The organism is Streptomyces sp. NBC_00344, from assembly GCF_036088315.1.
Lineage (GTDB): Bacteria > Actinomycetota > Actinomycetes > Streptomycetales > Streptomycetaceae > Streptomyces.
In genome coordinates, this window is sequence record NZ_CP107996.1 from 3,935,925 (window position 1) to 3,962,761 (window position 26,837).

Sequence of the window (26,837 nt, forward strand, 5' to 3'; positions counted from 1 at the left end):
GCTCTTGGGGACACCCTACGGGCGCACCGCTCAGCCGCGGCGGTCCCGGGCCTCCTGGCCGCAGGCGTAGGCGAGCGGATTGATCAACTCGTCGGCGTCCGGCAGCCACCGGTTGGCGGTGGTCGGACGGCGTGCCCACTGCACCGCTCCGCCCGCCCCGACCCGGCTGGGCGGCGCCGCCAGGTAGTCGCCCTCGCCGAGTACCGCCAGATCCACCGAGGAGAGGGTCCAGCCCAGCCTGCTGACGAGATCCGGCACCTTGGCCCCGGCGCCGGGCAGCACGAAGAACTGCATTCTGCGGGCCGGGGTGCGGGTCACGGGGCCGAGGTCCATGCCCATCCGCTCCATGCGGGCGAGCGCCAGGAAGCCGGCGGTCTCCGTGACGTCGATGGCGTCGAAAGTACGCCCGGTCGGCAGCAGTACTGATGCGGCGGGCTGCTCGGACCACAGGCTGCGGGCGGCGACGGCGCTGCCGGTGACCTGGGCCGCCCAGTCGGGGCGCGTGGGGTGCGCGCCGGGCGCGGGGCACCCGGACTCGGCGCAGGAGCACCGTTCGACGCCCTCTATCGCCTCCAGCCAGGTGCCGGGAAGCACGTCCCAGTGGCGTTCCTCCGCGTACCGAACGGCGCTGTCCAGCAGCCGTTCACCTCGTTGCCCGGGGATCCGCGGGGCTTGCGTGCCTGTGATGGGCTCGTTCATGAACGGCTCAACTCCCGCCGTCACCCGGGGTTACGGGCGGTCTCCGACGGGCGGCGCGGCAACGTTCCCGCATATGGGGCGCATGGAGGCACGTGCGGGGGCGCGCATGAGGATGCGCCCCGATGAACGGGTATCCCTCTGCGGGGACGCATGGAGAATGCCGGGATTACTCCCGCCTTCCACCGCATTCTCCCGACATCTGCCGGGCAGTGATCAACCGACCGTCCACCGATCGCCGCACGCCACAGGGGGTATTCATGGCCGCCAGGCCTCTCGTCGCCCGTCAGCCCAACGAACGGCTGCAGGCACTCATCCAGGAAGCCGGCTGTTCCAATGCCGGTCTCGCCCGTCGCGTCAATATGGTCGGCGCCGAGCGCGGTGTCGATCTGCGCTACGACAAGACGTCCGTCGCACGGTGGTTGCGCGGTCAGCAGCCGCGTGGCCGGGCGCCGGTGATCATCGCCGAGGCGCTCGGCCGCAAACTCAGCCGTGCGGTCACCGTCGACGAGATCGGTATGGCCGACGGCAAGAACCTTGCCTCCGGTGTGGGACTGCAGTTCTCGCCCACCGTGCTCGGCGCGATCGAGCAGGTCTGCGAGCTGTGGCGCAGCGATGTGGGGCGCCGCGACTTCCTCTCGGGTTCGACGGTCGCCGCGTCCGCGCTGGTCGAGCCGAGCCGTGACTGGTTGATCACCGGGGCGGATCCCCAGGTGGCGCGCGCCGCGGGGGCCCGGGTGGGAGCGTCGGACGTGGCGGCGGTGCAGGCGACGACCGCCGCGCTCACCGACCTCGACCACCGTTTCGGCAGCGGGCATGTGCGGCCGATCGTCGTCCACTACCTGAACAGCGTGGTGTCCGGGCTTCTGGCCGGTTCGTACCGCGACGCGGTGGGCCGGGAGCTCTTCGCCGCGGTGGCCCGGCTGACCGAACTCGCCGGATACATGGCCGTGGACACCGGCCAGCCCGGTCTTGCCCAGCGCTACTACATTCAGGCGCTGCGGCTCGCCCAGGCGGCGGGCGACCGTGGCTACGGCGGGTATGTGCTGGCCGCCTCGATGAGTCATCTGGCCGCCCAGCTGGGCAATCCCCGCGAGATCGCGCAGCTGGCGCGAGCCGCGCAGGAGGGGGCAAGGGGGAGGGTCACGCCCCGCGCCGAGGCGATGTTCTACGCGGCGGAGGCGCGCGGGCACGCGCTGCTCGGCGACGCCCGCGCCACCCAGGAGGTGGCGGCTCAGGCGCTGGCCGCGATGGACCGCGCGGAGTCCGGTGGCCCATCGGGCGACGACCCCGCCTGGATCGCCCACTTCGACAGCTCCTACCTGGCCGATGAGTTGGCGCATTGTCACCGTGACCTCGGCCAGGGCGCGGCCGCTGCCCGCCGCGCCGAGGAGGCCTTCTCCGGCCTCCCCGAGACCAAGGCCCGGCGCCGCGGCATCGGTCTGGTCCTGCTGGCCAGTGCCCAGGTCCAGCAACGAGAGGTCGAGGAGGCATGCCGGACCGGTACCGCGGCGCTCGAACTCCTGGGAACCGTGCGGTCGAGCAGGGGGGCGGAGTATCTGGATGACCTGCGGCGGCGGCTGGAGCCCTACGGACAGGAGCCGGTGGTGAGGGAGTTGGGGGCCCGGATGGAGATCCAGGCGGCATAGTGGCGGATACCGGTCGGTCGCAGGGCTTCCGCCCGGCGCCCGGCCGGGCCCGGAACGGGCGGTCCACGGGCCGGCCGGGAGCAGATCAAGCCACATGCGGCCCGCCCACTCGATGACCGCCCCCGATAGCAGCGTCTCGCGGGCTGCATGTGTTACATCCCACACCCCCGTACAGCGCCTCGTAGCAAGCCCCTCCATTCACCCGGTAGCGTGAACCGACGATTCCGTAGGTCCACGCGCAGTAGGAGTCCCGGTGACGCAGAACGGACAGGGCGACGAGCCGCAGCATCCCGCTGTGCGGCGCGCGCACGAGGGTGTCGTGATGCCGTCCGACGGAAGTGGGCCCTACGTGCCCGAGGTTGCCGGTGAGCACACCGTGCCCGCCGGCGGACAGCCGTGGGGGCAGCCCTGGGGGCCGCAGGACTCCCAGCAGCAGCCTCCGCAGCACCGGGCGCCGCAGCTTCAGCCTCCGCAGCACCAGGCTCCGCAGCTCCAGGCTCCGCAGCACCAGGGCCCGTACCAGCCGCAGGACCCGTACCCGTCGCAGTCCTCGTACCAGCAGCCCGCGCAATCACCCTCCTACGCGCAGCCGTTGCCTCCTGAAGCCGTTCCGGGTGCCGGGGACAGCGACGCCACGCAGTACATCGCGCCGGTCGCGCTCCCGCCCGAGAACCCGGCCGAATCGACCCAATTCCTGGGCTACCGGCAGCAGTCGGCGCAACCGCCGGCCCCTGCGGGGTCCGAGGCCGACCCCACACAGTTCCTGCCTCCGGTCCCGGCGGCGCCGGCCTCGGCCCCGTACGGGATCAGGCCGGGAGCGCCGGAGGACCGTCAGCCGCCCGCCGAGTTCGACAGCCTCTTCCGGTCGGACCGTTCCGCCGACCCGCAAGCCGCGGGTGAGACCCAGCAGTTGCCGCGCTTCGAGCAGCAGCAGCAGCCGGGCGGCGGCCCGTACGGACAGCAGCAGTACCAGCAGCCGCCGCAGGCGCGGCAGTACGCCCCGCAGCCGCAGCCTCCGTCCCGCGCGGCGGCCGGCGAGGGGCGGCGGAAGTCGTCCCGTACGCCGCTGATCGCGGCCGTGGTGGTCGGCTGTGCGGTGATAGGCCTCGGCGCCGGCGCCCTGCTCAGCGGGGGCGGATCCGACAAGAAGGACGACAAACAGCCCGTCGCCTCCACATCGACCGCCGCATCGCAGGCTCCGGACCAGGCCGCTCAGGACCCGGCCAAGCCGCAGGCCGTCTCACTGGACAAGCTTCTCGGTGACAGCAACGACAGCCGTTCGGCCGTGGTGGCCGCTGTCGGCAGCATCAGGGCCTGCCAGAACCTTCCGCAGGCGGCGGCAGCCCTGCGGGGCGCGGCGAAGCAGCGGCACAGCCTGGTCACCAGGCTCGGCGCCCTCACCGTCGACAAGCTGCCGGACAACGCGCAGCTGACGTCGTCGCTCACCAAGGCGTGGAACGCGTCGGCCACCGCGGACGAGCAGTACGCCGCCTGGGCGCACAGGGTCGCGGCCAACGGCAAGAAGGGCTGCAAGCACGGCCATGCCCAGCGCACCGCTGAAGCGGGACGCGGCGACCAGGCGAGCGGTGAGGCGACCGCGGCCAAGAAGCAGGCGTCAGGCCTGTGGAACGCCATCGCCGGGAAGTACGGCCTGACTGCCCGCCGGGGCGACCAGCTCTGACCGGAAGCGGCGGAGCCGGCGTCCTGAAGGGCGCCGGCTCGTCCGCTCCGCGTCCCGTTCCGCTGGGCCGGAGGTCACCGGTCCGTTCGCCGGGTCCGTTCCGCCGGGCCGGAGTTCACTCCTCCAGGGACGCCTGCTCCAGCGTCCGGCCCACGTCGACGGAGTCCCGCTTCACGGCCACCAGCCGCCCCTTGCGCACCACTTGATAGGTCACGTCGTGGTTGACCAGCCGGGGGAAGTCCCGTGAGGCGAGCATGTCCTGAAAGCTCCACCGCAGCGTGGGTGTCAGCCCACCGGTGTGCACGGAGAGGCCGGAGTTGAGTGCGTGGACGAGGTCGTCGGCCGAGATGTGGTCCTGGTTCAGCGACTCGATGGTCCGCCGCAGCACCGTGTAGGCGATCCAGGTGGTCTGGACGCCCGCGTCGGCCGGGTCGATCCGGTCGTCGCCGAACGCGTACCTGCTGATCACATCGCGCATCTGCTGCCAGCGCGGGTCGGTCGTCTGCGGATACCAGCCGGTGACGTACGCCCCTTCGTACGGGCTCCTCCTGCCGCCGGTGCTGTCGATGAGCCCCTGGCTGACACTGCCGAGTACCGAGGCCACCCTGACCTTCTGGCCCGGCTGTTCCAGTCGCCTGAAGGAGTCGAAGAAGGTCTCCGTGCGATCGCCCAGCACCGCGGTCACACAGCCCTTGGCCGCGCGGGCGGACGCGGCCGCCGGCCCGATCTGCGCCGGCAGCCCGGGCCCCGCACCCACGGCGTTCAGTGCCGACTCGGCCTGCGCCGTGTACTCCCCGGCGTCCTCGGTGGTCCGGATGTCGGTGGCCGGGCCCTTGTGTCCCTCGGCCAGGCCGGTGTCGAGCAGCAGGGGAAGGTCGTCGCCGTCGACGCTCTCCGGGCGCACCAGCGCGACCCGCTCGCAGTCACCTGCGAGCTGCCTGCCGTTGCCGGCCAGCAGCGATGCCTGGCCGCCGTTGACCGGGAAGGAGAGCGCCGAGCGGAACTCCTCGGTGGTCACGCCGTAGCCGCCGATGTACGGGATGCCCGCGGCCTCGAGTGCCGGCATGAACGACTGCCCATGGACGCTGTACGAGCCGACGACCGCGGCCACGTCCTCGTCGGCCGCCCGCTTGGCGCACCTGGCCGCGTCGACCAGACTGTTGTGGTCGTTGCAGGTGATGATCCTGAGCACGTGCCCGTCGATCCCGCCCCGGGCGTTCACCCAGCGGGCGTACGCCGTCGCCATGGCCGGCATGCCGGGCATATTGGTCGCCCGGGTGTCCTCGGGGGCCCAGGTCATGATCGTGACGGGGTCCCTGGAGCCCCCTGAGCCTCCAGGGCCACCGCCACAGCCGGTGAGCAGCGGTGCCCCGACAGTCATGCAGAGTGCGAGGACGGTGAAGGAACGTCGCCAACCGGTCATGTGCAAGCACCCTTCCGCCTCCCGGGTAACGCGACGGTGGCCCCTTCTCAACGCTCGGTGACCGCGGAGTGAATTGCGGGGGGCGGGGAACCTCCACAACGGGGGAACGTACGATCGAAATCGTGCAAGGTTCCCCGAACGCTTCCCGTCACGGCCGTCGCTCCACCACCATGGGCGGCATGCCGCTCAACGACATGCCGTGGTGGCGCTGGCGCGCCAATGTGCGCTCGGCGCTGCATATGCTTTCCGACCCGGTCTTCCACCAGGAGTGCTGGCTGGCCGGCCGCGAGGAGTACGGGGACATCACCGACGCCGTCTACCGCCTCGTCGAGGACACCTGGCTCGACAACTGGTCGGCGGAGAAGTACGTCGGGACGGTCTTCCGGGACTCGGGGGAGGCCGCGCTCGTCGACGTGGCCGTGCTGCGGGTGCTGCGCATCATGCACCAGGTGGGGGCGGATGCTCCCGTGTCCGTCTATATGGAACATCACGGCTGGCCGGAGGCCGTCAGGGCCGCCCGGGAGGCGCATGTGCGGCTGGCCGCGGCCGACACCGACGACCCGGACGTGTCCCCGCACACCCTGGAAGTGCTCCGCATCATGACCACGGCCGTCTGACGCCGGACGGTTGTGGCACCCTACTGGGCATGACCGACGAGTACGTCCTCACGCTTTCCTGCCCGGACAAACAGGGCATTGTGCATGCCGTGTCGAGCTATCTCTACATCACGGGCTGCAACATCGAGGACAGTCAGCAGTTCGGGGACCGGGACACCGGCCTCTTCTTCATGCGGGTGCACTTCACGGCCGAGCGGCCGGTGACGCTGGACAAGCTGCGGGCGAGTTTCGCCGCGGTCGGCGACGCCTTCACGATGGACTGGCAGATCCATCGCGCCGATGACCGGATGCGGATCGTCCTGATGGTCAGCAAGTTCGGCCACTGCCTGAACGACCTGCTGTTCCGTTCCCGCACCGGCGCACTGCCCGTGGAGATCGCCGCGGTCGTCTCCAACCACCCGGACTTCGCCGAGCTGGTCGGTTCGTACGGGATCCCGTTCCACCACATTCCGGTGACGAAGGACAACAAGGCGGCCGCCGAGGGCGAGCTGCTGGAGCTCGTCCGTGCCGAGAACGTCGAGCTGGTGGTGCTGGCCCGCTACATGCAGGTCATCTCCGACGATCTCTGCAAGGCGCTGAACGGCCGGATCATCAACATCCACCACTCCTTCCTGCCGAGCTTCAAGGGCGCGAAGCCGTACCACCAGGCGCACGCCCGGGGTGTGAAGCTGATCGGCGCGACCGCGCACTATGTGACGGCCGACCTGGACGAGGGCCCGATCATCGAGCAGGAGGTCGAGCGGGTGGGCCATGAGGTCACCCCGGACCAGCTCGTGGCGATCGGGCGGGACGTGGAGTGCCGCGCGCTGGCGCGAGCGGTGAAGTGGCATGCGGAGCACCGGATCCTGCTCAACGGCCACCGAACGGTGATCTTCGGCTGAACCGCCCGGCGTGGCGGCCGGCCGGGCAGCCGCCCCCGGGCCGTTCGCTACAGCCGGGACAGTGAGGCGGCAGCGAACAGCACGTCCCGGATCGCCTCGCGGTCACCGTCCTGTCCCGCCATGGCCTCCTCCGGAGGCACGTGCCCGGCCGCCAGCCGACAGAACTCCGCCCCGTCCAGGGCCACATGGGCCACGGAGTGGTCGCTGGATCCCACCGCACCGGGGGAATCCAGCGGGATGTACCAGTCACCGCCGCCGGCGCCCTCGATCTCGAGCCGCAGTGAACGGCCCGGCGCACCGGCGGGGACCAGTTGCCGGGGCGGTGCCGCGTGGCCCGCGCGCCGGCGGGCGGCCAGCGTGGCCGGCAGTATCCGGGCGGCCAGGTCGATCATCCGGTTGAGATGCGGGGCGGCGGGCGGGTCGTACGGATAGTCGACGGCGTCCGCGATGTCGCCGGCGTGCACCCAGCACTCGAAGGCGCGGTCGAGCAGCGAATCGCGCATGGGAAGGGTGAACTCCCCGTACGGTACGCCCAGTTCGGCGACGCCGCCGCCGGCGAAGGAGACCGTGCGGATCAGTGTGTGGCTCTGCTCGCGCCACGGCTCACGGATCGTGCGGGTCGGCGGGGCGGAGAGCGTGCGCCAGTACATCGCGGTGCGCTCCGCCGGGGAACGGGGGAGCGCACCGACCCGGGCGCCGTCCGGGGAGTCGCCCAGCAGTTTCTTCAGCGAGTCCTCCAGGCCGAGCGCCGCGGAGACCAGGCCGTCCACGGTCAGCAGGTGCCCGATGACGCCGGCGACCGTGGTCCTGCGGGATGCGGCATGCTCGTTCTCGTACCACTTCAGCCGCACCGGGGCGTGCCACTCGGCATCGCCGAAGTCATTGAGCAGCGCGTCGAGCCTGGCGGTCTCCGCGTCGTAGGGAGCGGCCCAGCCAGGCACCGGTATGCGAGCGGGCCTGCGGATCAGGCACCCCTGGAGCACCCGGGAACGCAGCATCGGATCGAGGTCCAGGTTTCGCTCGGAGTGCAGCAGCGCCACCGCGTCCCGCAGGCGCAGCGCCTCGTCGGCGCACGGGGCGCAGTCCGTGAGATGCGCCTCCACAGCCTCCGTCTCCTCGAAGGAGCAGGCCGACAGCGCCCAGGCGCCGAGCAGGGACTTCAGCACCCGGTGGGAGAGGTTCATCGGTGGCGCCGGCAGTATCGGCAGGTCGTCGGCCGCGCCCCGCGGGCTCGGTATACGGGGCACAGGATCCTCCTCCGGCATTCCGGCCGGCTCGTCGGCGGGCCCGGTCACAGCGCCCGGCCGTATCCGGGTGGCGACGTGTCTCCCGCGCCGCCGGCAGGGAAGCCGCCCTCTTCGGTGCGGGTGTTCGCCGTGGAGAGCAGTTGCAGCCCCAGGCGGAGCCGGCGCCGCGCCTCGTCCTCCGTCACGCCGAGGTCGGCCGCGGTCTGACGGTAGTCCCTGCGCTGGAAGTACGCGAGCTCCAGCGCCGCCCGCAGGGGCGCCGGCATGGAGGTGACGATGTAGTCGGCGCGGGCGGCCGCCGACGCCCTGCGCACCTTCTGCTCCAGCTCCTCCGTGGTCCCCTCGCCGGTCGCGGCCAGTGACGCCACCTCGGCCTGCCGCAGCCGCTGCACGGCCTGCCGGTGCGCGAGTGTGGCCACCCAGGACCGCATCGACCCATGTTTCGGGTCGTATGCGTCGGGATGCTCCCAGACCTGGACAAAAACCTCGCGGGTGATCCGGTCCGCGGCCTCGTCGTCGTCCAGCACACGGTGGGCCAGGCTGTGCACGAGGGACGCGAACCGGTCGTAGAGCTCACCGAGCGCCGCGGCCTCGCCGCGGGCGAGCCGCTGCTGCATCCTGCGGTCCCACCGAGGTGGTGCGTCCTTCGGCATAAGGCCCCCAAACATCTGCCTCTTGTCGTTTCGACAGTAGTCGGGTGTGCCGGATGAGTGCTCCCCCTTTGCACCAAGTGCGGCCTTGAGGATGCCGTGGGCAGGGAGGAATCCGCCGGTCGAGCGCCGGTCGAACGATCTTTTCTGTCTGGAATCTTCTGTGTCTTCTTGAGGGGTCCGGTGTTTCATGGTGAGGGTGGTGGGCAGCCGCGAGGTGGAAGCGAAACTTCCGGATCTTCCGGACCGACAGGTGAAAGGTCCAGTCACGTGATGCTGAACGTGGACGAAGCCCGGCACGGCGAGTGGGTCGTGCTGCGTGTTTCCGGTGAACTGGACCTGGTGAGCTCTCCCGCGGTGCGGCAGCGTGTCCACGACGCGGTCGCCGTCGGCTGCCACGATGTGGTGCTCGATCTCTCCGACGTGGTGTTCTGCGACTCCAGTGGTGTGGGTGTGCTGATCGCCGCCCGTCGGCTGATGCGTTCCTGCCAGGGCAGGCTCCGGCTGGTGCTGCCTTCCCAGGGCCGGGTGGGCGGTATGTCGGGCCAGGGTTCCGCCGCCCATGTGAACAAGGTCCTCGCGGCACTCGGTGTCCGCCGGCTCTTCGAGGTGTACGCGGGTGTCGGCGACGCCACGGCGGAGGACGCGGAGCCGCTCTCGGCCTGAGCCGTGTCCGCGAAGTCCCGGCCGTGAGATGGTCACCGAGCGTTGATACCGGGTTGTGTCCTTCGAGCGGGTCGTTACGGGCCGGAGTCGTGGCCGTGCTCCGGTACCCTCCGGTGGATGCGAATGACCGTGGTGCGTGGAAACGCCGTCGCTGCCGGGGAAACGGCCCCGGGGCGGGGAATGCGCGCCGTTCGCACCGTACGCGGGTGCGAAAAGCGCCCTCGTTCGACTGTCCGCAACAGGCGTCGCACAGTATGCACCACGCCTACTCCTTCGTGCTGGAATATGCCTGAAGCGCTTGTTGCGGTGACTGTACGTCAACCATGCTGTCTCTCCGAGGAATCACGGTCCGTGACTCCTGGGAGGCGCTAGGCGATGTGTCCGCCGGTTCGGATGGTGTGAGCGGTGCAGGTGCTTCAGGTTCAGCTGGAGGTCGGACCCGATCCCGCGGAGGTGGGACGGGCCCGTAGGTGGGCGCGGTCCAGGCTCGTCGGGTACGGCATAGGGGCCGACGAGCCGCTGGCCGAGACACTGATCCTGCTCATCTCCGAGCTGGTCACCAATGCGGTGGTGCACACCGGCTGTCCGGCCGTGCTGCGGCTGCTGTTCGGTCCCGCCGACTGTGCGGGCACGGTCAGGGTCGAGGTCGTCGACGCCAGCACCTGTCCGCCCCGGCCGCGTCACGCGGAGGGCGGGGACACCAACGGCCGCGGTCTGGAACTGGTCGACGGCCTCGCGGACCGGTGGGGCTGGCAGCCCGAGGGGCACGGCAAGTCCATCTGGTGCGAGTTGGACCGGGCCGATTGCAACGGGATCGGGGGCGCACCGGTGGGCGCGGATGATGCATTCGGGGTCGGTGTCTACGACCCCCCGTGCGCCGTCATCAATAGGGCATAGCACGCAAAGCCCTGCCCTGCTGTTGACGCGGCGTACTGGTCTGATCACTCTTGGAGCAGCGATGCGCCGCCAAGGGGCGCCGAGGGAGCCGGGGGGCTCCGCCTCGGCGGGCGCGGATCGCGATTCGGCGGCGGTTCCCCCGGGGCAGGGGGGAACGGGCTTACGCCGGACCGGGCGGCGGTCACCGTGATGGGCCGCCGTCCGGGACACAACGGGGGCCGCGAGGTGTTCTGACACTCCGACACCCGCGGCTCCGCGCAGAGGACTTCGCTGAGCCGTCCGCTCCACCCTTCCGGGAAGCGTCACGCGGACGACGCGTGCCGTTCAGCCGCTCGGCCCTCCCGGCCTGTGAACCTTCGATATGACAAGAGGACACAGGAGCCAAGGGAGTCCATCCGTATGCCCGCTGATGACAGAGCCCTCCCCGCCCAGCCCGCCCGCCGCCGCTTCCTGGCCGGATCGGCCCTCGCGCTCGGCGCAGCGGCCGTCGCGCAGCTTCCGTTCTCCGGCACCGCGGCCGCGGTGGTGCCCGGGGCGGTCGCGCCCGCTCTCCCCGACGGGGTCTTCACGCTCGGTGTCGCATCCGGTGATCCGCTCCCGGACGCCGTCGTGCTGTGGACCCGGCTCGCTCCCGATCCGCTGAACGGCGGTGGGATGCCTGATGCGCCGGTGACCGTCGAGTGGCAGGTGGCCGACGACAGGCGCTTCAGCAAGATCGTGCGCAAGGGCACCGCGCAGGCCGTCCCGGAGCGCGGACACAGCGTGCACGTGGATGCCACCGGGCTCAGGCCGGGCCGGCAGTACTGGTACCGCTTCCGCTGCGGCGGCCAGATCTCGCCGGTCGGCCGCACCCGTACCGCGCCGAGTCCGCTCTCCAGCGGCGGCAGGCTCCGTATTGCTCTCGCCTCCTGCCAGAACTGGCAGCAGGGTTTCTTCACCGCGTACGCCGACATGCGCGCCCAGGACCCCGACCTGGTCCTCTTCGTCGGCGACTACATCTACGAGTCGACGCCCGTCGCGACGTCGGTCCGCGTCCACGAGGGGACGGGCGAGCCGTACAGCCTGACCCAGTACCGCAACAGGTACGCCCAGTACCGCACCGACCCCGACCTCCAGGCGATGCACGCCCACGCCCCCTGGGTGGTGACCTTCGACGACCACGAGGTCGACAACGACTACGCCGGGCAGGTGCCGCAGGATCCGGCGAAGCAGTCGCACGACGCCTTCGTCAGCCGGCTCACCGCCGCGTACCAGGCGTACTACGAGCACATGCCGGTGCGGGCCGCCGCGGTGCCTGACGGCCCGCACATCCAGATGTACCGGCGCTTCGACTACGGGCGGCTCATCCGGCTGAACGTCCTCGACACCCGCCAGTTCCGCAGCGACCAGGCCATCACCCAGGCGGGCGCCCAGGACCCTGCCCTGACCATGCTCGGAGCCGAACAGCGCGCCTGGCTGCTGAGCGGGCTGAACCGCTCACCGGCCCGCTGGAACGTCATCGCCTCGCAGATCATGATGGCCGAGACCGACCTCCAGCCGGGTGCGGGCAAGCTCTGGTACTACGACGCGTGGGACGGCTACCAGACCGAACGCGACGCGATGCTGAAGGTGTTCCAGCACGTGCGCAACCCGCTGGTGCTCTCCGGCGACCGCCACTTCACGATGATCAGCGATCTGAAGAAGGACTTCGCCGACCCCTCGTCGGCCGTGGTCGGTGCGGAGTTCGTCGGCACCTCGATCTCGAGTGGCGGAGACCAGGACCAGGCGGCCTTCCACCAGCAGTGGGACCCGCTGAAGGCCGACAACCCGCACTGGAAGGTCATCGACGCCCACCGCGGCTACCACCTCTTCGACATCGCTCATGAGACGGTGTTCGCCCAGGTCCGGGTGGTCGACACGGTGCTGGGCAAGAAGTCCGGCGCGAGCACGCAGGCCCGGCTGCTGGTGCGGTCGGGACGGCCGGGTGTGCAGTTGCTGCCCTAGGGGCGGCGGCTCCGCCCGCCGGCCGGGGCGAGGTCAGGTCTTGGCGCCGCTGCGGAAGGTGCGCCGGTAGACGGTGGGCGGGACACCCAGAACGGCCTGCAGATGCTGCCGCATCGACTGGGCCGTGCCGAATCCGGCGTCCTGGGCGATCTGGTCCATCGGCAGATCCGACGACTCGAGCAGATGCCGGGCTCGCTCCACCCGTTGGCGCGTCAGCCACTGCCCGGGGCTGATCCCGGCCTCCTCGCGGAAGCGGCGGGTGAAGGTACGCACCGACATGGATTCCCGCTCGGCCAGGTCGCGCAGCTGGATCGGTTCGTGCAGCCGTCCCAGTGCCCAGCTGCGGGCGGCGGACGTGTTCGCCAACCCCGGTTCGGGAAGCGGGCGTTCGATGTACTGCGCCTGGCCGCCGTCGCGGTGCGGCGGTACCACGGTGCGTCGGGCCACCTCGTTGGCGACTGCCGTGCCGTGATCGCGCCGCACCAGGTGCAGGCACAGATCGATGCCGGCAGCCACCCCGGCCGATGTCAGCACGTCGCCGTCGTCGACGAACAGGACACCGGGATCGACCCGGACGGACGGGAAGAGCCGCTGGAAGTGCTCGGCGGACGCCCAGTGGGTGGTGGCCGGGCGCCCGTCGAGATATCCGGCGGCGGCCAGTACGTAGGAACCCGTGCAGATGGACACCAGCCGGGTGCCGGGTGCGATGTGTGCGAGGGCGGCGGCGAGCTCCTCCGTCAGCCGGCCCTCGGTGTGCACCGGGCCCAGTTCGTACGAGGCGGGCACCACCACGGTGTCGGCGCTGCCGAGTGCCTCCGGGCCGTTCTCGACCATGATCGAGAAGTCCGCGTCGGTGCGGACCGGACCCGGCGGGCGGACGGAGCAGGTCGCCACCTCGTAGAGCGGGCGGCCCGCGGAGCCCAGCGGGCGGGTGAAGATGCGGTGCGGGATGCCGAGTTCGAAGGGGAGCAGTCCGTCCATCGCGAGAACGACGACCCGGTGCGGTCGGGACATGGGGTTCCTCCCCCGTGAGACGGGCCTGGTGGTCCAGACCACTCCTTGATATGCACATTCACTGTGACTGACAAGCGCCCGGCCGGCCAGGCCATTCCCCGTACGACGGAGGTCTGACGGATGGGCGGCCCGTGCGTGGCCCGATCCTAGCGAAGCCTGTCCTTCGGGCCACTCGTTCGGGCTGCCCGCACCGGTGATGCTGAGGCCGTGACGCAGACAAGCGAGACCCTGGGCACAGAGGATCAGCAGCCCGCCGTACGCCGACCGCGCCTGCACCGGGCCTGGTTCGTCGCGGCGGTCACCTTTGTCACGATCATCGGCTCCGCTGCGTTCGCCTCGCTCCCGGGCCTGTTGATCGACCCGCTGCACCAGGAATTCCACTGGTCGCGCGGCCTGATCGGCTTCGCGGTGTCGGTCAACCTCGCTCTGTACGGACTGACCGCTCCGTTCGCCGCCGCCCTGATGGACCGGTTCGGCATCCGGCGGGTGGTCGCCGTCGCCCTCACCGTGATCGCCGTCGGATCACTGCTCACGGTGTGGATGACGGCGGCCTGGCAACTGGTCCTGTACTGGGGGCTGCTCGTCGGGCTGGGCAGTGGATCGATGGCACTCGCCTTCGCGGCCACCGTCACCAACCGTTGGTTCACCGCCAAGCGCGGCCTTGTCACCGGCGTACTGACAGCCGCCGGGGCATCGGGCCAACTGGTCTTTCTGCCCGGTCTCTCCTGGCTGGTCACGCACCACGGCTGGCGCCCCGCAGCCGTCACCGTGGCGCTCGCCGCGCTGTCGGTGGTGCCTCTGGTCTGGCTCCTGCTGCGCGACCACCCGGCGGACGTGGGGACTGCGCCGTACGGCTCCGCGGTGTTCGTGCCGAAGCCGCCGCCGGCGACCGGGGCCGCGCGCCGCACGGTCACGGTGCTCGTCAAAGCGGCCCGCACCGGCCCGTTCTGGCTCCTCGCCGGGACCTTCGCGATCTGCGGCGCATCGACGAACGGACTGGTCAAGACACACTTCGTGCCCGCCGCACACGACCACCACATGCCCGTCACGATGGCCGCTTCGCTGCTGGCCGTGATCGGTGTCTTCGACATCGTCGGCACCATCGCATCCGGCTGGTTCACCGATCGCTTCGAGTCCCGCCGACTGCTGGCGATCTACTACGCGCTGCGCGGCATCTCGCTGCTGTTCCTTCCGCTGCTGCTCCACCCGTCCATCCACCCGCCGATGGTGCTCTTCATCGTCTTCTACGGTCTGGACTGGGTGGCGACGGTCCCCCCGACGATCTCCCTCTGCCGTGAGTACTACGGCGAGGACAGCGCCATTGTCTTCGGCTGGGTCCTGGCCTCGCACCAGGTCGGCGCCGCACTGGTCGCGTTCCTCGGCGGGCTGGCGCGCGATGTCTTCGGTTCGTACGACGTGGTCTGGTACGCCTCGGGCGCGCTGTGCGCGGTGGCGGCGCTGATGGCGCTGGTGATCAGGCAGCGGCCTGCGGTGCCGGTAATGCCTGTGGTGCCGGCGGCCTGACCGGGGTCAGGCAGGGGGGAGCATCCCGCTGCCGGGGGACACGAGGGGAGAACCCCACGTACGGCGGGGCGGGGATTCCCGTACAACCGTCCGGGTGCCGTGCGGGTCTCTTCACACAGCCGCGCGGCCGCGCGGGCACGTTTTCCGTGTGTCTCTGTCCGGAGGGCATCATGCGATCTGCCACAGGAGTTCGTGCGCTGCGGGTCGCGGCCGGTGCGGCCAGCGCCGCGGGGCTGGTCGGGGCGCTGACGGCAGTCCCCGCCGCGGGCGCCGGCCGGGCGGCAGCGGGCCCGGACCTGGTCATCGCGGAGCACGCACCGGTCAGCGGCGTGCGGCCGGGCAGCTCGACGGGGATGTCGTTCGCGGTGAAGAACCGGGGGGACGCCCCCGCCACCCGGGTGGTGCTCTATCTCAACGGCTCACAGGGCCTCGCCTTCGCCGAGAGGTACACGAACTGCGCATACGAGGACACCCCGGCCCAGGACGAGGGCCCCGCCCAGGTGAACGCGGTCTGCGCCGTCGGGCAGACACTGGAGCCCGGCGCGGTCTATGCGCCGGAGAAGCCGGTGGGTCTGCACATCCTGGACCGTGCGCTGTACGAGAGGTTCGGCGTGAACGCCCAGGCGGACTCGCCCTCCTTCCCCGGCGGGACAGGGCGCGCAGCGGGGACCGGCCCGGTACTGCGCCTCGTCGAGCAGCAACCGCCCGCCGATCCAGGAGCGGTCCACGGCGACTACGGGCTCAGCGTGCCGATCACCGCGGACAGCAGCGCGGACTTCGCGCTCACCGGGGCGAGGCTCAGGGGAAAGAGGGGCGCCACCGTCACGGCCGGTGTGACGTTCGCCAACCGGGGGCCGGCGTGGGTGGCCAACGACGTTTCCTCACCCATCGGCGTCTTCGACGTCCGGCTCCCGCCCGGCACCAGGGTGACCGGGGCCCCCGACTTCTGTCGTCCGGCCGGGGCCGGCGGCGCGAAGGGCAGGAGCGCGACCGGCAGCGGCTCCGTCTACCGCTGCACGACCCCCTACGACTACGCCGACGCACACAGCGAGCGTGCGTATCCGTTCCGGCTGCGCATCGACAGAGTCGTCAGGAACGCCACCGGCACAGTCGCGTTCGTGAGGGGCGATCACCGCTGGGGGACGCTGCCGTTCGACAGGAACCCGGCCGACAACACCGCGGAGATCGTCGTCAACGCATCGGATACCGGGGGCGGCCCGGTCACCCCGCACGCGAGTGCCCCGCCCGGCTCCGCTTCCGCGGGCTCCGCTTCCGCGGGCTCCGCGTCCGTGAGCGGTGGGGCGGGGGGCGACGAGCTTGCCGACACCGGGGCCGGTGACTCCCTGTTCGCCGGGGGAGCGGCAGCCGGGGCGCTGCTGGCCGGCGGTGCGCTCCTGCTCACTTCGCGAGAGCGGATGCGATCTTCCGTGCGTCGGCGGCCAGTTCGCGGAACATCCCGCTGATCGGATTGGTGAACCCGGTGAAGTACAGGCCGGGCGCCCCTTTCGGCGCACGGCCGCCGTGCACCACCGGACGGCCGCGCGCGTCGAGCACATCCAGACCTCCGACGAGCCCTTCCAGCCCGCGCCGGTAGCCGGTAGCGGCGATCACCGCGTCGGGCGAGATCCTGGAGCCGTCGGCCAGCACCACCTTCCCGTCGTCGAAGGAGTCCACCGCGGCGACCGGTTCGACCCGGCCGGTCCGTATCGCATCGATCAGACCCACGTCCTGCACCGGGATCGCGCCCTGGCGCACCCGCGTGTAGAGACCGGTGTCCGGGCGCGGCAGCCCCTGCGCGGAGAGGTCGGGCACCGAGATCCGGCAGATGACGCTGCCCGCCCGGTCCACCAGAGCGGTCGGCAGCCGCCGCACCATGATGCCGGTGGCCTGCGCGGGCCAGCCCGCCGTCGAGCGCCGGACTATGTGCGGCACCGTACGCACCGCGAGCCGCACCCGCCCCGCACCGCCCTCGATCAGATCCACCGCGATCTCGGCGCCGGTGTTCCCGGCCCCGACGACCAGCACGTCCTGGTCCGTGTACGGCGCGCTGTTGCGGTACTCGCCGGCGTGCACCAGCTCTCCGCCGTACGTCCGGGCGCCCGCCCAGTCCGGCAGTTTCGGGGTGTGGTTGAACCCGGTGGCCACGACCACGGCCCGCCCGGTCAGCTCCCGTCCGCCGGTCGCGTGCAGCAGCCATCCCGGGCCCTCGGTGCGGGAGATGCCGGTCACCTCGACGCCCGTCACGATCTCCAGCTCGTGGAACTGCGCGTACTTCTCCAGATACCGGATGACGTTGTCCCGGGACACCCACCGGCCGAAGGAGCGGGGTATCGGCAGTCCTGGCAGAGAGGAGAGCCGCCGGGTGGTGTGCAGATGAAGGCGGTCGTAGTGTCTGCGCCACGAAGCCGCGACGTCCTCGGACTTCTCCAGCACGACGGCCCGTACGCCCCGCTCGCGCAGTGCGGCCGCAGCGGCCAGCCCCCCTGGCCCGGCGCCGATGACATAGACGGGCCGACCGTCGTTCGTATCGTCCATGAAACGGAGCGTAATCGCCGATTCGGGTGGTGGGTCTCGGTCAAGGGCACAAGCGATTGCGAATTGATCACGCATGTGCACGTTCTGCGTGAGACATCTTCACCGCCAAGGCCTGACGCACCGTCATATTGCGGTGTTCCGGCGCACTGTCACGGCGGTCCTCATCCGTCGACCGGCCCGGTGTGCGGCGAGGCTCCCGGGTTCCCGCCGGCTCACGGCCAGAGCAGCTCCTTCGTCCAGCCGTCGCCCCCGGCGCGCCGGTAGCGCAGGCGGACATGGCGTCGGCGCGCGTCGCCCTGGAAGAACTCCACCTCGACGGGGTCCAGTACATAGAGCGTCCAGGTCGGCGCCGGGGTCTTTGGATCGGCCTGAGCGCGTTCCCATGCTTCGTCCGACGTCTGCTCCAACTCGGCCTGCGATGAGAGCACTCCACTCATCCGTCCGGTGAGCGCCGCTGCCAGTGCGCCGGTCGAGCGGGCGTGCAGATCGGCCTGCCCGGCGGCGGACGGCGCCGCGGTGACGGGACCCCGCACCCGGACCTGGCGGGCCTGCGCCGCCCAGTAGAAGCCGAGCGCGGCCTCCGGGTGGGCGGCGAGCTGACGGCCCTTGGCGCTGGTGGAGTGCGAGGCGAAGTGCCAGCCCTGTTCGTCCGCACCGTGCAGCATCACGGTCCTGACATCCGGGCGGCTCGCCTCGTCGACGGTGGCCAGCGTCATGGTGTGCGGCTCGGGCTGCCCCGCTCCTGCCGCGGCGCGGAGCCACTGCCGGAAGAGCGGCAGGGGTGCCGCAGGGGCGGTGTCCGGGTCGAACCGCGGCAGTTCGGGGAGATCCCAGACCCGCAAGGTGTGCAGAAAGGCGGTGAAGTCGTCCATGCGGCTCATTCTCGCGGTGAACCCCGGGGAACACCGATGGCGGACCACATCAGTGGTCCGCCATCGGTGCGACAGGACGAGGAGGGTGGCCGGCGCCTACCTGGTCGGCTTCTTTCCCGTGATGCCCATGTGGACCAGAAGGGTGAGGGCCGGACGGAGGTCGGCCTGCTTCACGCCCCAGGTCTGGAAGCCCTTCTGATGCGCGGCAACGGCGGCCAGCATCGTGACCAGCGAGCCCGCCATGGCGGCGGGGCTGACGTCCTTGTCGACCTTGCCCTTGGCCTGCAGTTCCTTCACCGCTTCGGTGAGTGAGCCGTTGACCGAGTTGAGGATCTTCATGCGGATCTTGTAGAACCGCTTGTCGCCCTCCGCCGCGCCCAGGTCGACGACCCGGAGGATCGCGTCGTTGCGCCGCCAGAAGTCGAGAAAACCTTCGACGAGCTCCTCGGCGGTCTGCCGGCCGGCCTTGCCGGCCCAGGAGCGGCCGGAGACCAGGCCGGTCAACCCGGCACCCTCCTTGGCCATTTCCTCGGCGATCTCGAGGACGGCGCCCTCGACGTCCGGGAAGTACTGGTAGAAGGTCGCGGGTGAAGTCCCCGCCTTCCGGGCGACGTCGATGACTTTGACGTCCCGGTACGGCGAGGAGCTGAGCATTTCGCTGAGGCAGTCGAGTAGCTTCTGCCGCGTCGCCTGGCCGCGTCGTCCGGCTACGCGGCCGTCGACGGTGCGTACTTGTCCTGTCATGCCGTCAGCTTACCGAGGGGTGATCGGAGCGCGATTCGGCCGACTGCAAATGGGGTTCGGGCTGGTAATGGGGCGGGTTCCGGCATCAGTAATGTTATCAACAGGCTGTGGATAACATCCGTGGACAAGTGGGGGACCAAGGCCGCCCCGGGGTAATTTCTGATCAGATGTTCGATTTATCTGTGGATGGAGTGCGAAGGCGGCCCACGGTGCCCGGCGGCGGAAGGCCGCTCGGGCAGGGCAGAGCGGGAAAGTGAGCGCCGGACACCCTCGGATGTCCGGAACATGGTGAGACACCCCGGTCCGCCCCCGGGTTCGCAACCACCGCTTCCGCCAGCAACAATCAGGGTGCGCACCGCTCACCGGTGCCCAGTGGTGAGACGCTGAACGCAGCTGTATTTCGCGGGCCCCCTTCCCCGGGTCCCGTACGGGGAGGTGGCAGGCACGTGGTGGAGCAGCTGACGCAGCACGATCCGCGGAGGATCGGCCCGTTCGAGGTGCTCGGGCGGCTCGGGGCCGGCGGCATGGGGCTGGTCTACCTGGCGCGCTCCGCGTCGGGCCGGCGCGTGGCGATCAAGACGGTGCGGACCGAGCTCGCCGAGGACCAGCTGTTCCGCGTCCGCTTCTCGCGCGAGGTGGAGGCCGCCCGTGCGGTCAGCGGCTTCTACACGGCGGCCGTCGTGGACGCCGACGCCAAGGCCGCCGTTCCCTGGCTGGCCACCGCCTATGTCCCCGCGCCCTCGCTCGAGGAAATAGTGAATGAGTGCGGGCCGATGCCCGCTCAGGCGGTCCGCTGGCTGGCGGCCGGTATCGCCGAGGCGCTGCAGTCCATTCACGGCGCGGGACTCGTGCACCGCGACCTCAAGCCCTCCAACGTGCTGGTGGTGGAGGACGGGCCGCGGGTCATCGACTTCGGCATCGCATCGGGGGTCTCCAACACCCGGCTGACCATGACGAACGTCGCGGTCGGCACACCGGCGTACATGTCGCCCGAGCAGGCGAAGGACTCGCGCAACGTGAAGGGCGCGAGCGATGTGTTCTCGCTCGGCTCCACGCTGGTGTTCGCGGCGACCGGCCATGCGCCCTTCCATGGCGCCAATCCGGTCGAAACGGTGTTCATGCTGCTCAGGGAGGGCCCCAATCTGGAGGGCCTGCCCGATGAGCTGAGACCGCTGATCGACGCGTGTATGCAGCCGGAGTTCCTCCGGCGGCCCAGCCCGGAGGATCTGCAGGCCCAGCTGGCCCCTCACCTCTTCGCTTCGGGCGGCGACGACAGCGGGACGGCGTCGGCATGGCTGCCCGAGCGGGCCACCGCCATGATCGAGACCCGCCGGGGCGGACGGCCCGCCGTGGTGCCCAGGCCCGCGAGTCCCTCGCCACCGCCGAGGCCCGCCTACGAGCCGCCCGCGCCGCAGCGCGGTCAGCACCGGCAGCAGCCGCACCATCAGCCGCAGCACGGCCCGCCGGAAGGCCCGGTCAGGCTGCCCGGCGCGCAGCTGCCCATCGGACCGGGCCCCCGGGTCGCCGAGGCCCGTGCGCACGCCGTGTTGCAGACCGGGCCCGCCACCGGCTGGGTGCGGCCACCCGCCGGTGTGAGCAGCGCCGATGCGGCGCTGCCCGCTCCCGCACCGCAGCCCGTCCCGGCCCCCGAGGGGCCTGCCCGCTGGCGGCCGTGGCGCTTCCGCATGTCGAACGACGTGTGGGGCACCCCGGTCGTCGAAGGGGACCTGCTGTACGTCACCTCCTTCGAGGTGCACGCCCTGGATGTGGCCAGCGGGCGGCGGCAGTTCAAGACCAAGGACGTCGCCTGGGCGATGGCCGCGTCCGGCGGCCGTATTCACGCGTCCGACGGGCCGACCCTCTACGCACTCGACGGAGCCGACGGCAGCGACCTCTGGCGGCTGACGACCGACGCCTGGGTCTACTCGCTCCAGGTCGACCGCGGCACTGTGGTCACCGGCACCCGCGGTGGCGGTGTGCAGGCCTGGGAGGCATCCAACGGCGAGAAGCTGTGGGAGATCGCCGGGGCACAGACGGACTTCGAGACGCCCGAGGCCGGCCCCGCGGTCCACGACGACACGGCGTACGTCTGGAAGGACGCCAGACTCCTCGCCCTCGACCCGCGCACCGGCGCCGAGCGCTGGTCGTACCCCGTCGGTGACGCGGCAGCCTGCGGAGGCGTACCGGTGCGGATCACGTCCGCGGAGGACGGCTGCGTCTATGTGGCCGCGGGCACCCGGGTCCTGTCCATCGACCGGGCTTCCGGCCGGGTTCGCTGGCACTTCGAGGCCCCCGCGGTCTTCCTCTCCGCCCCGGCCTTCGTACCGGGTCCCGCGGTGGCCGGCGGGGGTGTCTACCTGGCCGACTACCTCGGCACGGTGTACGCGCTCGACGCCACCACCGGGAAGGACCGCTGGCGCATCGCCACGGAGTCGCGCCAGTCGGTGCACCCCGTACTGGTCGTCCAGGGCAACGTCCATGTGGGCAGCGGCAGCGCGCTCTACACACTCGACGCCGTGACCGGAACCCCCAAGTGGCGGTTCGCGGCGGGCGCCGAGGTCGTGGGTGCGCCCGTGGTGGCCGACGGCCGCCTGCACTTCGGATCGGCGGACCACTGTCTGTACACGCTGGACGCGGTGGGCGGGCAGCTGCGCTGGAAGCTGGCTACCGGGGGAGAGATCACCGGGTCTCCGGTGGCCCGTGCCGGGGTGGTGTACGCATGCAGCAAGGACCGCTGTGTGTACGCGCTTGACGCGGTGAAGGGCACGGGGACGGGACGCTGAGACCGGGACGGGCCGGTCCGGGGGCTGTTACGCCGCCGTTCCGTCCCCGGGCCGGACCGGAGGCTCCCGGCAGGGCCGCTGCTACTTGCGCGGCTGCCAGGTGCCCGGCTGTGCCCTCGTCGCACCCGGCTCGTCGGGAGCCGTCAGGTCCGCCGGCAGATCGGACGAGGAGAACCGGATCGTGTCAGGCCCGGCCTCGCCTTCGTACGGCGGATACGGCTCGTAGCCGGGCGCCCCAGGGGCCTCGGGAGCCCCGGGTGCACTGTCGGTCCGTTCCGCCCGCTCCGCGCGGGCCCGGCGGCGCCCGCTCATCAGCCCGGCGCCGGCCAGCATCAGGAACCCGCCGGCCAGTGCGGAAGCGACGCCGACACCGAGCCCCGAGCCGTCACTGCTGATCGCCAGGGTGTGCTCGGCCATGCCGACCCGGACCATCCACAGCACCGTGAACCCGATGGTGATCAGTCCGGCCAGCAGGACGAGCAGCCGCGAGCGCAGCAGCACGCCGATCAGGACGACCAGGGCAGCGAAGGCGAACGGGATCAGGATGGATCCGCCCGCGTCGGGCCTGTTGTCCGTGATGCCGTTGAAGAGGTCCTGGATGCGGTAGGCGCTGCCGTGACGGCCGTCGTACCAGATACGGAAGGGGCTGAATACGGCGGCCGCCGCTCCGAGGAGAGCCACCAGAGAGCCAAGGACATTGCGGATCATCATCGGTCTCCTTCGGCGGATCTCAATGCAGACGCTACGCCGGGGCTCCGGGCCCCGCCATAGGGACCGTATGCCCCGTGTACCCGGGGTGTATCAGCCCTGCACCGATCCGGACACAGGCACGGCATGCAAGGAACCCGGCACCTGGGACTGCGGTCGGAGGGCTGCTACGTTGACGGCCGAAACGGGGGAGACATCATGTTCGCAAGGCGTTTGAGGTTCGGCACGGTCCTGGTGGCGGTGGTGCTTTCACTGACGGGGTTCTCGCGGAGCCACCACGGGCACAGTTCGGGCGGCGGCTGTTCCAGCAGCAAGAGCCACAGCAGCTCGACCACTCACCACCACTACTACGACGATGACGACGACTACTCCGGCTCGTCGAGCGGGTCGACCAGCGGGTCGACGTCCAGCAGGTACACGCCGACACCGGGTCCCACGCCGTCGGCCGCTGCGACCGTCGTCACGTGTGTGACGAAGGGCTCCACATCGGCGACCGTCAAGGTGTCCGCCTCGCGGGGCAGCGGTACGCACAACTACCAGGTCACGATGGACTTCCTCGGAGCGGACGGCACGACCGTCGACAGCGGCGAAGCGGCAGTTCAGGTGTACAGCGGATCGCGGGCGACCCTGAAGGTCCCGATGGACGACCCTGCCAAGGTCTCCGGCGTCACGAAGTGTGTCGTCCGCTCGGTACGCACGCTGTACTGATCGCGCACCGACCGGTCGGCGGTGCCCGGTGCCCGGTGCCCGGACGCGCAGAGGCCGCGGTGGCACCCCCTCCGGGCCACCGCGGCCGTCGCCCCCGCGATGTGGTTACTAGGCGGTTTCGGAACCCGCGTGGTTCTCGGCCGGCTTGATGACCTTCGGCTCCGAGCCCGCGTGGTTCTCCAGAGGGGTGGCCGTGGCGCCGTCGGCGGCGGGGCTCCCCGCGTGGTTCTCCTGGTTGGTGGTGGTCGTGGCCTTCTTGGCTTCGGTCATCGTCGTCAGCTCCATCGAGATCAAGGCTTGTGCGATCGGCTGTGCCCGTCCGGCAACTCCCCCGGGGGCTGCCGGACGGGCACATTGGGGCCGTTCACCGTAACGGTGTGTCCCCGCGGCGAACCGTCTGTCCCCCGACGCTACGGGCCGCTGAGAAGAAGACTGCCGGAGGGCGATAAACGATCGATGAACGCCCAGCCGGTGAGGGTACGTTACGCGGCTGCCGGGCTCAGCAGCCGCCGGACGTCGTCTGCTTCCGCGGCACCCGACTGCTCGTAGATGGCGAGTGCCTCCCGCCAGCAGGCCCGCGCCCGGTCGGACTGACCGAGCTCTTCCAGCGCGCGGCCCAGCACGGTCAGGACGTTCCCCCGCATCCAGTCACCGCCGATGACCCGCAGCGCCAGGGCCTGTTCGGCGCGTGGAGCCGCCTGAGCGGGCCGCCCGGCGGCGAGATGCGCCTCCGCGATACGGAAGTGCGTCGAACCCTCCCAGAGGCGCTGGCGGTTCTCCTGGAAGACCTCGAGCGCCTTGGAGAGTTCCTTCAGCGCCTCGTCCGACCGGCCGGCCCGGGTGAGCGCGATGCCCAGGGCGAACCGGCCGTTGGCGGTGCGCAGGCTCAAGCCCATGGCATCGAAGATGGCCGTGCCCTGCCGGGCGAGTTCGACCGCGCTCGACGTGCGCCCCATGTTCACGTGGATGCGGGACAGGTTGCACAGGGCGGCAGCCTCGCCGACCTGATTGCCGTCGGCATGGTAGTTGCTGATCGCCTCACGGAGGAACGTCTCCCCGTCGACGTGGCGGCCCTGGTAGAAGGCGATGATCCCGCGGTCGTTGGGCGCCCAGCAGCTGGGGATCGGGTCCCCCGAACCGTGCGCCAGCTTCATCGCGCTCTTCGCTTCCTCCTCGGCCTGAGCGAACCTTCCGGAGACGAGGTACACGGTGGACAGGGCGGCACGGGCCCGGGCTTCCGCGTGCCCGTCCGCCGCCGCCTGCGCGGCGTCGCGCAGCGAGATGGCCGTGATCTCGTACTGACGCGAGTTGGTCCCCGACTCCGCGAGATCCTTCGCCGCACAAAGGAGGTCGGTGGCCCGCCTCAGCATGCCGTGCGAGGCGCACTGATGTGCGCACGCCAGCAGGCAACCGGCCTCGGCGTAGAGCCAGTCCACCGCGGACGGCCGGTCCGGGAACACCAGCCCCTCGTACGTCGTGGGCTCCAGATGGTCGACCGACCGGTCCCCGGGCCGCTCGATCGCGTACACCCGGGCCGCCGTCGCCAGATAGAAGTCCAGCAGACGGGAGAGCGCCAGCTCCCTTTCCACCGGCGGCTGTTCGTCGCGCTCCGCGCAGGCACGCGCGTAGAGGCGCACCAGGTCGTGGTAGCGGTACCGCCCCGGTGCGGCCGACTCCAGCAGCGAGGTGTCGACGAGCGATTCCAGCAGGTCCTCGGCCTGGTGGAGTTCCAGGTTCAGTACGGCGGCGGCCCCGGCGAGCGAGATGTCCGGGCCGTCCGCGAGGCCGAGCAGCCGGAACGCCCGCTGCTGCTGTGGCTCGAGCTGGCCGTAGCCCAGCTCGAAGGTCGCCTTGACCGCGAGGTCGCCGGCCTGGAGCTCGTCCAGCCTTCGGCGCTCGTCCACGAGCTTGGCGGCCAGTACCGAGACCGTCCAGGTGCGGCGGGCGGCAAGACGGGAGGCGGCGATCCGGATGGCGAGCGGCAGGAATCCGCAGGCAGCCACCACATCCAGCGAGGCCTGGCGTTCGCCGGTGACGCGTTCCTCCCCGACGATCTTGGTGAAGAGCTGGAGTGCCTCCTCGGGCGACATCACGTCCAGATCGATCAGATGGGCCCCGGCCAGGTCCACCATCCTGGCCCGGCTGGTGACCAGGGCCGCCGAGCCCGTCGTGCCGGGGAGCAGCGGGCGGATCTGCGCCGCGTCCCTGGCGTTGTCCAGCAGCACCATGACCCGGCGGCCGTCCAGCGCGGAGCGGTAGAGCGCGGCGCGCTCGTCGAGCGAGTCGGGGATGGCCGAGTCGCTGGTGCCGAGGGCGCGCAGAAACGCGCCCAGCACGGTTTCCGGCTCGGCGGCGCGCCCTCCGGCGCCCTGCAGATCCACGTAGAGCTGTCCGTCCGGGAAGTGCGGGCGGGCCGTGTGCGCCACGTGCACGGCGAGGGTGGTCTTGCCGACACCGCCGATGCCGGCGAGCGCCGACACCGCCATCACGGACGCTTCGGCGCTGGTGAGCCGGTCGCTGAGTTCCTTGACGAAGGCGGCGCGACCGGTGAAGTCGGGCACTGTGGCGGGAAGTTGAGCGGGGCGCAGCGCGCCGGGGGCCGATGGCGCCGCCTCCTGGGCCGGCCGGGCGAGTTCGGTGTCCGCCCGGAGGATCCGCTGCTGGAGCCGGGACAGCTCCGGCCGTGGGTCCACGCCCAGTTCGTCGGCGAGCAGCCGGCGGGTGTCGGCGTACACCGCCAGGGCTTCCGCCTGCCGGCCGCTGCGGTACAGGGCGAGCATCAGCAGCTCGCGCAGCCGCTCACGCAGCGGATGGGCGGCGGTCAGGGCCGTCAGTTCGGACACGGCCTCCGCGTGCGCGCCGACCTCCAGGTCCATGTCCAGGCGCGACTCGACGAGTTGGAGCTTCCACTCCTCCAGGCGGGCGCGCTGGGTCTCGGCGTAGGGTCCCGGCACGTTGGCCAGCGGTTCGCCGTCCCACACACGCAGCGCTTCGTCGATCAGTTCACGAGCCCGCGCACGGTCCCCGGACGCGGCCGCCTTCTCCGCGCTCACGGCCAGCTGCTGGGCCAGGTTGACGTCGACCGTGTCGGAGCCGATCCGGATCGCGTAGCCGCCGGACTCGCTGACCAGGACGCCGGGGCCGAGAACCTTCCGCAGCCTGGAGGCGTAGGTGCGTACCGCGGCGAGTGCCTGCGAGGGGGACTCCTCGCCCCAGATCCCGTCGATCAGCTCACCGGCCGTCGCGGTCCGCCCGTCCCGCATCAGCAGCGCGGCCAGCAGGGCGCGTTGCTGGGGTGACCCGGAGGGCAGCGGCTCGCCGTCGCGCCAGGCGCGCACGGGTCCGAGAACGCTGAAACCCAGCCCCGTACCCCGGCCCTGCTGCGGAGCCCTCTGCTCCGGCACGCGCGGCCCGCTGTCACGGTCCATAGCTGCCTCTGCCCCCTGCCATGCCGGCCCTGCTGGTATCGCTCAAGTCGCTGAGCCCAGTTTGCCTTGTTCATGGCGAGTACGTCAGCTCTGGGTGGTCCCTCTGCACAAGCTCTTCGCGCGGGCAGGGC

At 71.0% G+C, this 26,837-nt stretch carries 22 protein-coding genes; 11 read left to right on the forward strand and 11 right to left on the reverse strand.

Going from position 1 to position 26,837, the window contains the following annotated elements; genetic code table 11:
- Positions 1 to 30: 30 nt before the first annotated feature.
- Positions 31 to 699 carry a bifunctional DNA primase/polymerase gene (locus OHS16_RS17800; RefSeq protein WP_328538195.1) on the reverse strand — a complete coding sequence of 223 codons (669 nt, stop codon included), beginning with the start codon at positions 697 to 699 and terminating at the stop codon, positions 31 to 33.
- A gap of 257 nt (positions 700 to 956) precedes the next feature.
- Between OHS16_RS17800 and OHS16_RS17805 the strand changes: the two genes are divergently transcribed.
- The gene (locus OHS16_RS17805; protein WP_328538196.1) at positions 957 to 2,345 is read left to right on the forward strand and encodes a transcriptional regulator; all 1,389 of its coding nucleotides are present in this window, start codon (positions 957 to 959) and stop codon (positions 2,343 to 2,345) included.
- A gap of 253 nt (positions 2,346 to 2,598) precedes the next feature.
- Positions 2,599 to 4,026 carry a hypothetical protein gene (locus OHS16_RS17810; protein ID WP_328538197.1) on the forward strand — a complete coding sequence of 476 codons (1,428 nt, stop codon included), beginning with the start codon at positions 2,599 to 2,601 and terminating at the stop codon, positions 4,024 to 4,026.
- Positions 4,027 to 4,141: 115 nt separating this feature from the next.
- On the opposite strand, the gene OHS16_RS17815 is transcribed toward OHS16_RS17810, so the two are convergent.
- Positions 4,142 to 5,449: an ABC transporter substrate-binding protein gene (locus tag OHS16_RS17815; protein WP_328538198.1), complete on the reverse strand. Its 1,308-nt coding sequence runs from the start codon at positions 5,447 to 5,449 to the stop codon at positions 4,142 to 4,144.
- A 170-nt stretch (positions 5,450 to 5,619) separates the two neighbouring features.
- Between OHS16_RS17815 and OHS16_RS17820 the strand changes: the two genes are divergently transcribed.
- Together OHS16_RS17820 and purU are read left to right on the forward strand one after the other, a co-directional pair.
- A complete protein-coding gene (locus OHS16_RS17820) occupies positions 5,620 to 6,066 on the forward strand; it encodes an SCO4402 family protein (RefSeq protein WP_328540887.1) in 447 nt (148 codons plus the stop codon).
- A 29-nt stretch (positions 6,067 to 6,095) separates the two neighbouring features.
- Positions 6,096 to 6,947, forward strand: a complete 852-nt coding sequence (gene purU / locus OHS16_RS17825; RefSeq protein ID WP_328538199.1) for a formyltetrahydrofolate deformylase — start codon at positions 6,096 to 6,098, stop codon at positions 6,945 to 6,947.
- Between the two features lie 47 nt (positions 6,948 to 6,994).
- Here the strand turns inward: purU and OHS16_RS17830 are convergent, their stop codons facing one another.
- Both OHS16_RS17830 and OHS16_RS17835 read right to left on the reverse strand, forming a co-directional pair.
- Positions 6,995 to 8,212 (reverse strand): zf-HC2 domain-containing protein, encoded by a 1,218-nt coding sequence (locus OHS16_RS17830; RefSeq protein ID WP_328540888.1) that lies wholly within the window; start codon positions 8,210 to 8,212, stop codon positions 6,995 to 6,997.
- A gap of 26 nt (positions 8,213 to 8,238) precedes the next feature.
- Positions 8,239 to 8,847, reverse strand: a complete 609-nt coding sequence (locus tag OHS16_RS17835; protein ID WP_328538200.1) for a sigma-70 family RNA polymerase sigma factor — start codon at positions 8,845 to 8,847, stop codon at positions 8,239 to 8,241.
- Between the two features lie 267 nt (positions 8,848 to 9,114).
- On the opposite strand from OHS16_RS17835, the gene OHS16_RS17840 reads away from it, so the two are divergent.
- The 3 genes from OHS16_RS17840 (at position 9,115) to OHS16_RS17850 (ending at position 12,390) form a co-directional block, all read left to right on the forward strand.
- A complete protein-coding gene (locus OHS16_RS17840) occupies positions 9,115 to 9,510 on the forward strand; it encodes an STAS domain-containing protein (protein WP_328538201.1) in 396 nt (131 codons plus the stop codon).
- A 405-nt stretch (positions 9,511 to 9,915) separates the two neighbouring features.
- The gene (locus OHS16_RS17845; protein WP_328538202.1) at positions 9,916 to 10,407 is read left to right on the forward strand and encodes an ATP-binding protein; all 492 of its coding nucleotides are present in this window, start codon (positions 9,916 to 9,918) and stop codon (positions 10,405 to 10,407) included.
- Between the two features lie 399 nt (positions 10,408 to 10,806).
- On the forward strand, positions 10,807 to 12,390 hold the full coding sequence (locus tag OHS16_RS17850) for an alkaline phosphatase D family protein (protein ID WP_328538203.1): 1,584 nt from the start codon (positions 10,807 to 10,809) through the stop codon (positions 12,388 to 12,390).
- A gap of 33 nt (positions 12,391 to 12,423) precedes the next feature.
- Here OHS16_RS17850 and OHS16_RS17855 read toward each other — a convergent pair whose 3' ends face one another.
- Complete coding sequence (locus OHS16_RS17855) at positions 12,424 to 13,404, reverse strand: GlxA family transcriptional regulator (protein ID WP_328538204.1); 981 nt, start codon at positions 13,402 to 13,404, stop codon at positions 12,424 to 12,426.
- A 207-nt stretch (positions 13,405 to 13,611) separates the two neighbouring features.
- Here OHS16_RS17855 and OHS16_RS17860 point away from each other — a divergent pair, with 207 nt between their 5' ends.
- Together OHS16_RS17860 and OHS16_RS17865 are read left to right on the forward strand one after the other, a co-directional pair.
- Positions 13,612 to 14,928 (forward strand): MFS transporter, encoded by a 1,317-nt coding sequence (locus tag OHS16_RS17860; RefSeq protein ID WP_328538205.1) that lies wholly within the window; start codon positions 13,612 to 13,614, stop codon positions 14,926 to 14,928.
- 170 nt (positions 14,929 to 15,098) lie between these two features.
- Positions 15,099 to 16,391, forward strand: a complete 1,293-nt coding sequence (locus tag OHS16_RS17865; protein WP_328538206.1) for a hypothetical protein — start codon at positions 15,099 to 15,101, stop codon at positions 16,389 to 16,391.
- On the opposite strand, the gene OHS16_RS17870 is transcribed toward OHS16_RS17865, so the two are convergent.
- The 3 genes from OHS16_RS17870 to OHS16_RS17880 form a co-directional block, all read right to left on the reverse strand.
- Positions 16,327 to 17,463: a flavin-containing monooxygenase gene (locus OHS16_RS17870; RefSeq protein WP_328538207.1), complete on the reverse strand. Its 1,137-nt coding sequence runs from the start codon at positions 17,461 to 17,463 to the stop codon at positions 16,327 to 16,329. The two genes, OHS16_RS17865 and OHS16_RS17870, sit on opposite strands and share 65 nt — an antisense overlap.
- 212 nt (positions 17,464 to 17,675) lie before the next feature.
- Positions 17,676 to 18,335: a pyridoxine/pyridoxamine 5'-phosphate oxidase gene (locus OHS16_RS17875; RefSeq protein WP_328538208.1), complete on the reverse strand. Its 660-nt coding sequence runs from the start codon at positions 18,333 to 18,335 to the stop codon at positions 17,676 to 17,678.
- A gap of 96 nt (positions 18,336 to 18,431) precedes the next feature.
- Entirely contained in the window at positions 18,432 to 19,079 is a 648-nt protein-coding gene (locus tag OHS16_RS17880) for a TetR family transcriptional regulator (protein ID WP_328538209.1), read from the reverse strand.
- Between the two features lie 446 nt (positions 19,080 to 19,525).
- Here OHS16_RS17880 and OHS16_RS17885 point away from each other — a divergent pair, with 446 nt between their 5' ends.
- Positions 19,526 to 21,862, forward strand: coding sequence for an outer membrane protein assembly factor BamB family protein (locus OHS16_RS17885; RefSeq protein WP_443042642.1), 2,337 nt, complete (start codon positions 19,526 to 19,528; stop codon positions 21,860 to 21,862).
- Between the two features lie 81 nt (positions 21,863 to 21,943).
- Here OHS16_RS17885 and OHS16_RS17890 read toward each other — a convergent pair whose 3' ends face one another.
- A complete protein-coding gene (locus tag OHS16_RS17890; RefSeq protein WP_328538210.1) occupies positions 21,944 to 22,573 on the reverse strand; it encodes a hypothetical protein in 630 nt (209 codons plus the stop codon).
- 195 nt (positions 22,574 to 22,768) lie between these two features.
- Between OHS16_RS17890 and OHS16_RS17895 the strand changes: the two genes are divergently transcribed.
- Positions 22,769 to 23,278, forward strand: a complete 510-nt coding sequence (locus OHS16_RS17895) for a hypothetical protein (RefSeq protein WP_328538211.1) — start codon at positions 22,769 to 22,771, stop codon at positions 23,276 to 23,278.
- A 108-nt stretch (positions 23,279 to 23,386) separates the two neighbouring features.
- Here OHS16_RS17895 and OHS16_RS17900 read toward each other — a convergent pair whose 3' ends face one another.
- Both OHS16_RS17900 and OHS16_RS17905 read right to left on the reverse strand, forming a co-directional pair.
- A complete protein-coding gene (locus tag OHS16_RS17900; RefSeq protein WP_328538212.1) occupies positions 23,387 to 23,548 on the reverse strand; it encodes a hypothetical protein in 162 nt (53 codons plus the stop codon).
- Positions 23,549 to 23,760: 212 nt separating this feature from the next.
- Positions 23,761 to 26,706, reverse strand: coding sequence for an AfsR/SARP family transcriptional regulator (locus tag OHS16_RS17905; RefSeq protein WP_328538213.1), 2,946 nt, complete (start codon positions 26,704 to 26,706; stop codon positions 23,761 to 23,763).
- Positions 26,707 to 26,837: the final 131 nt, after the last annotated feature.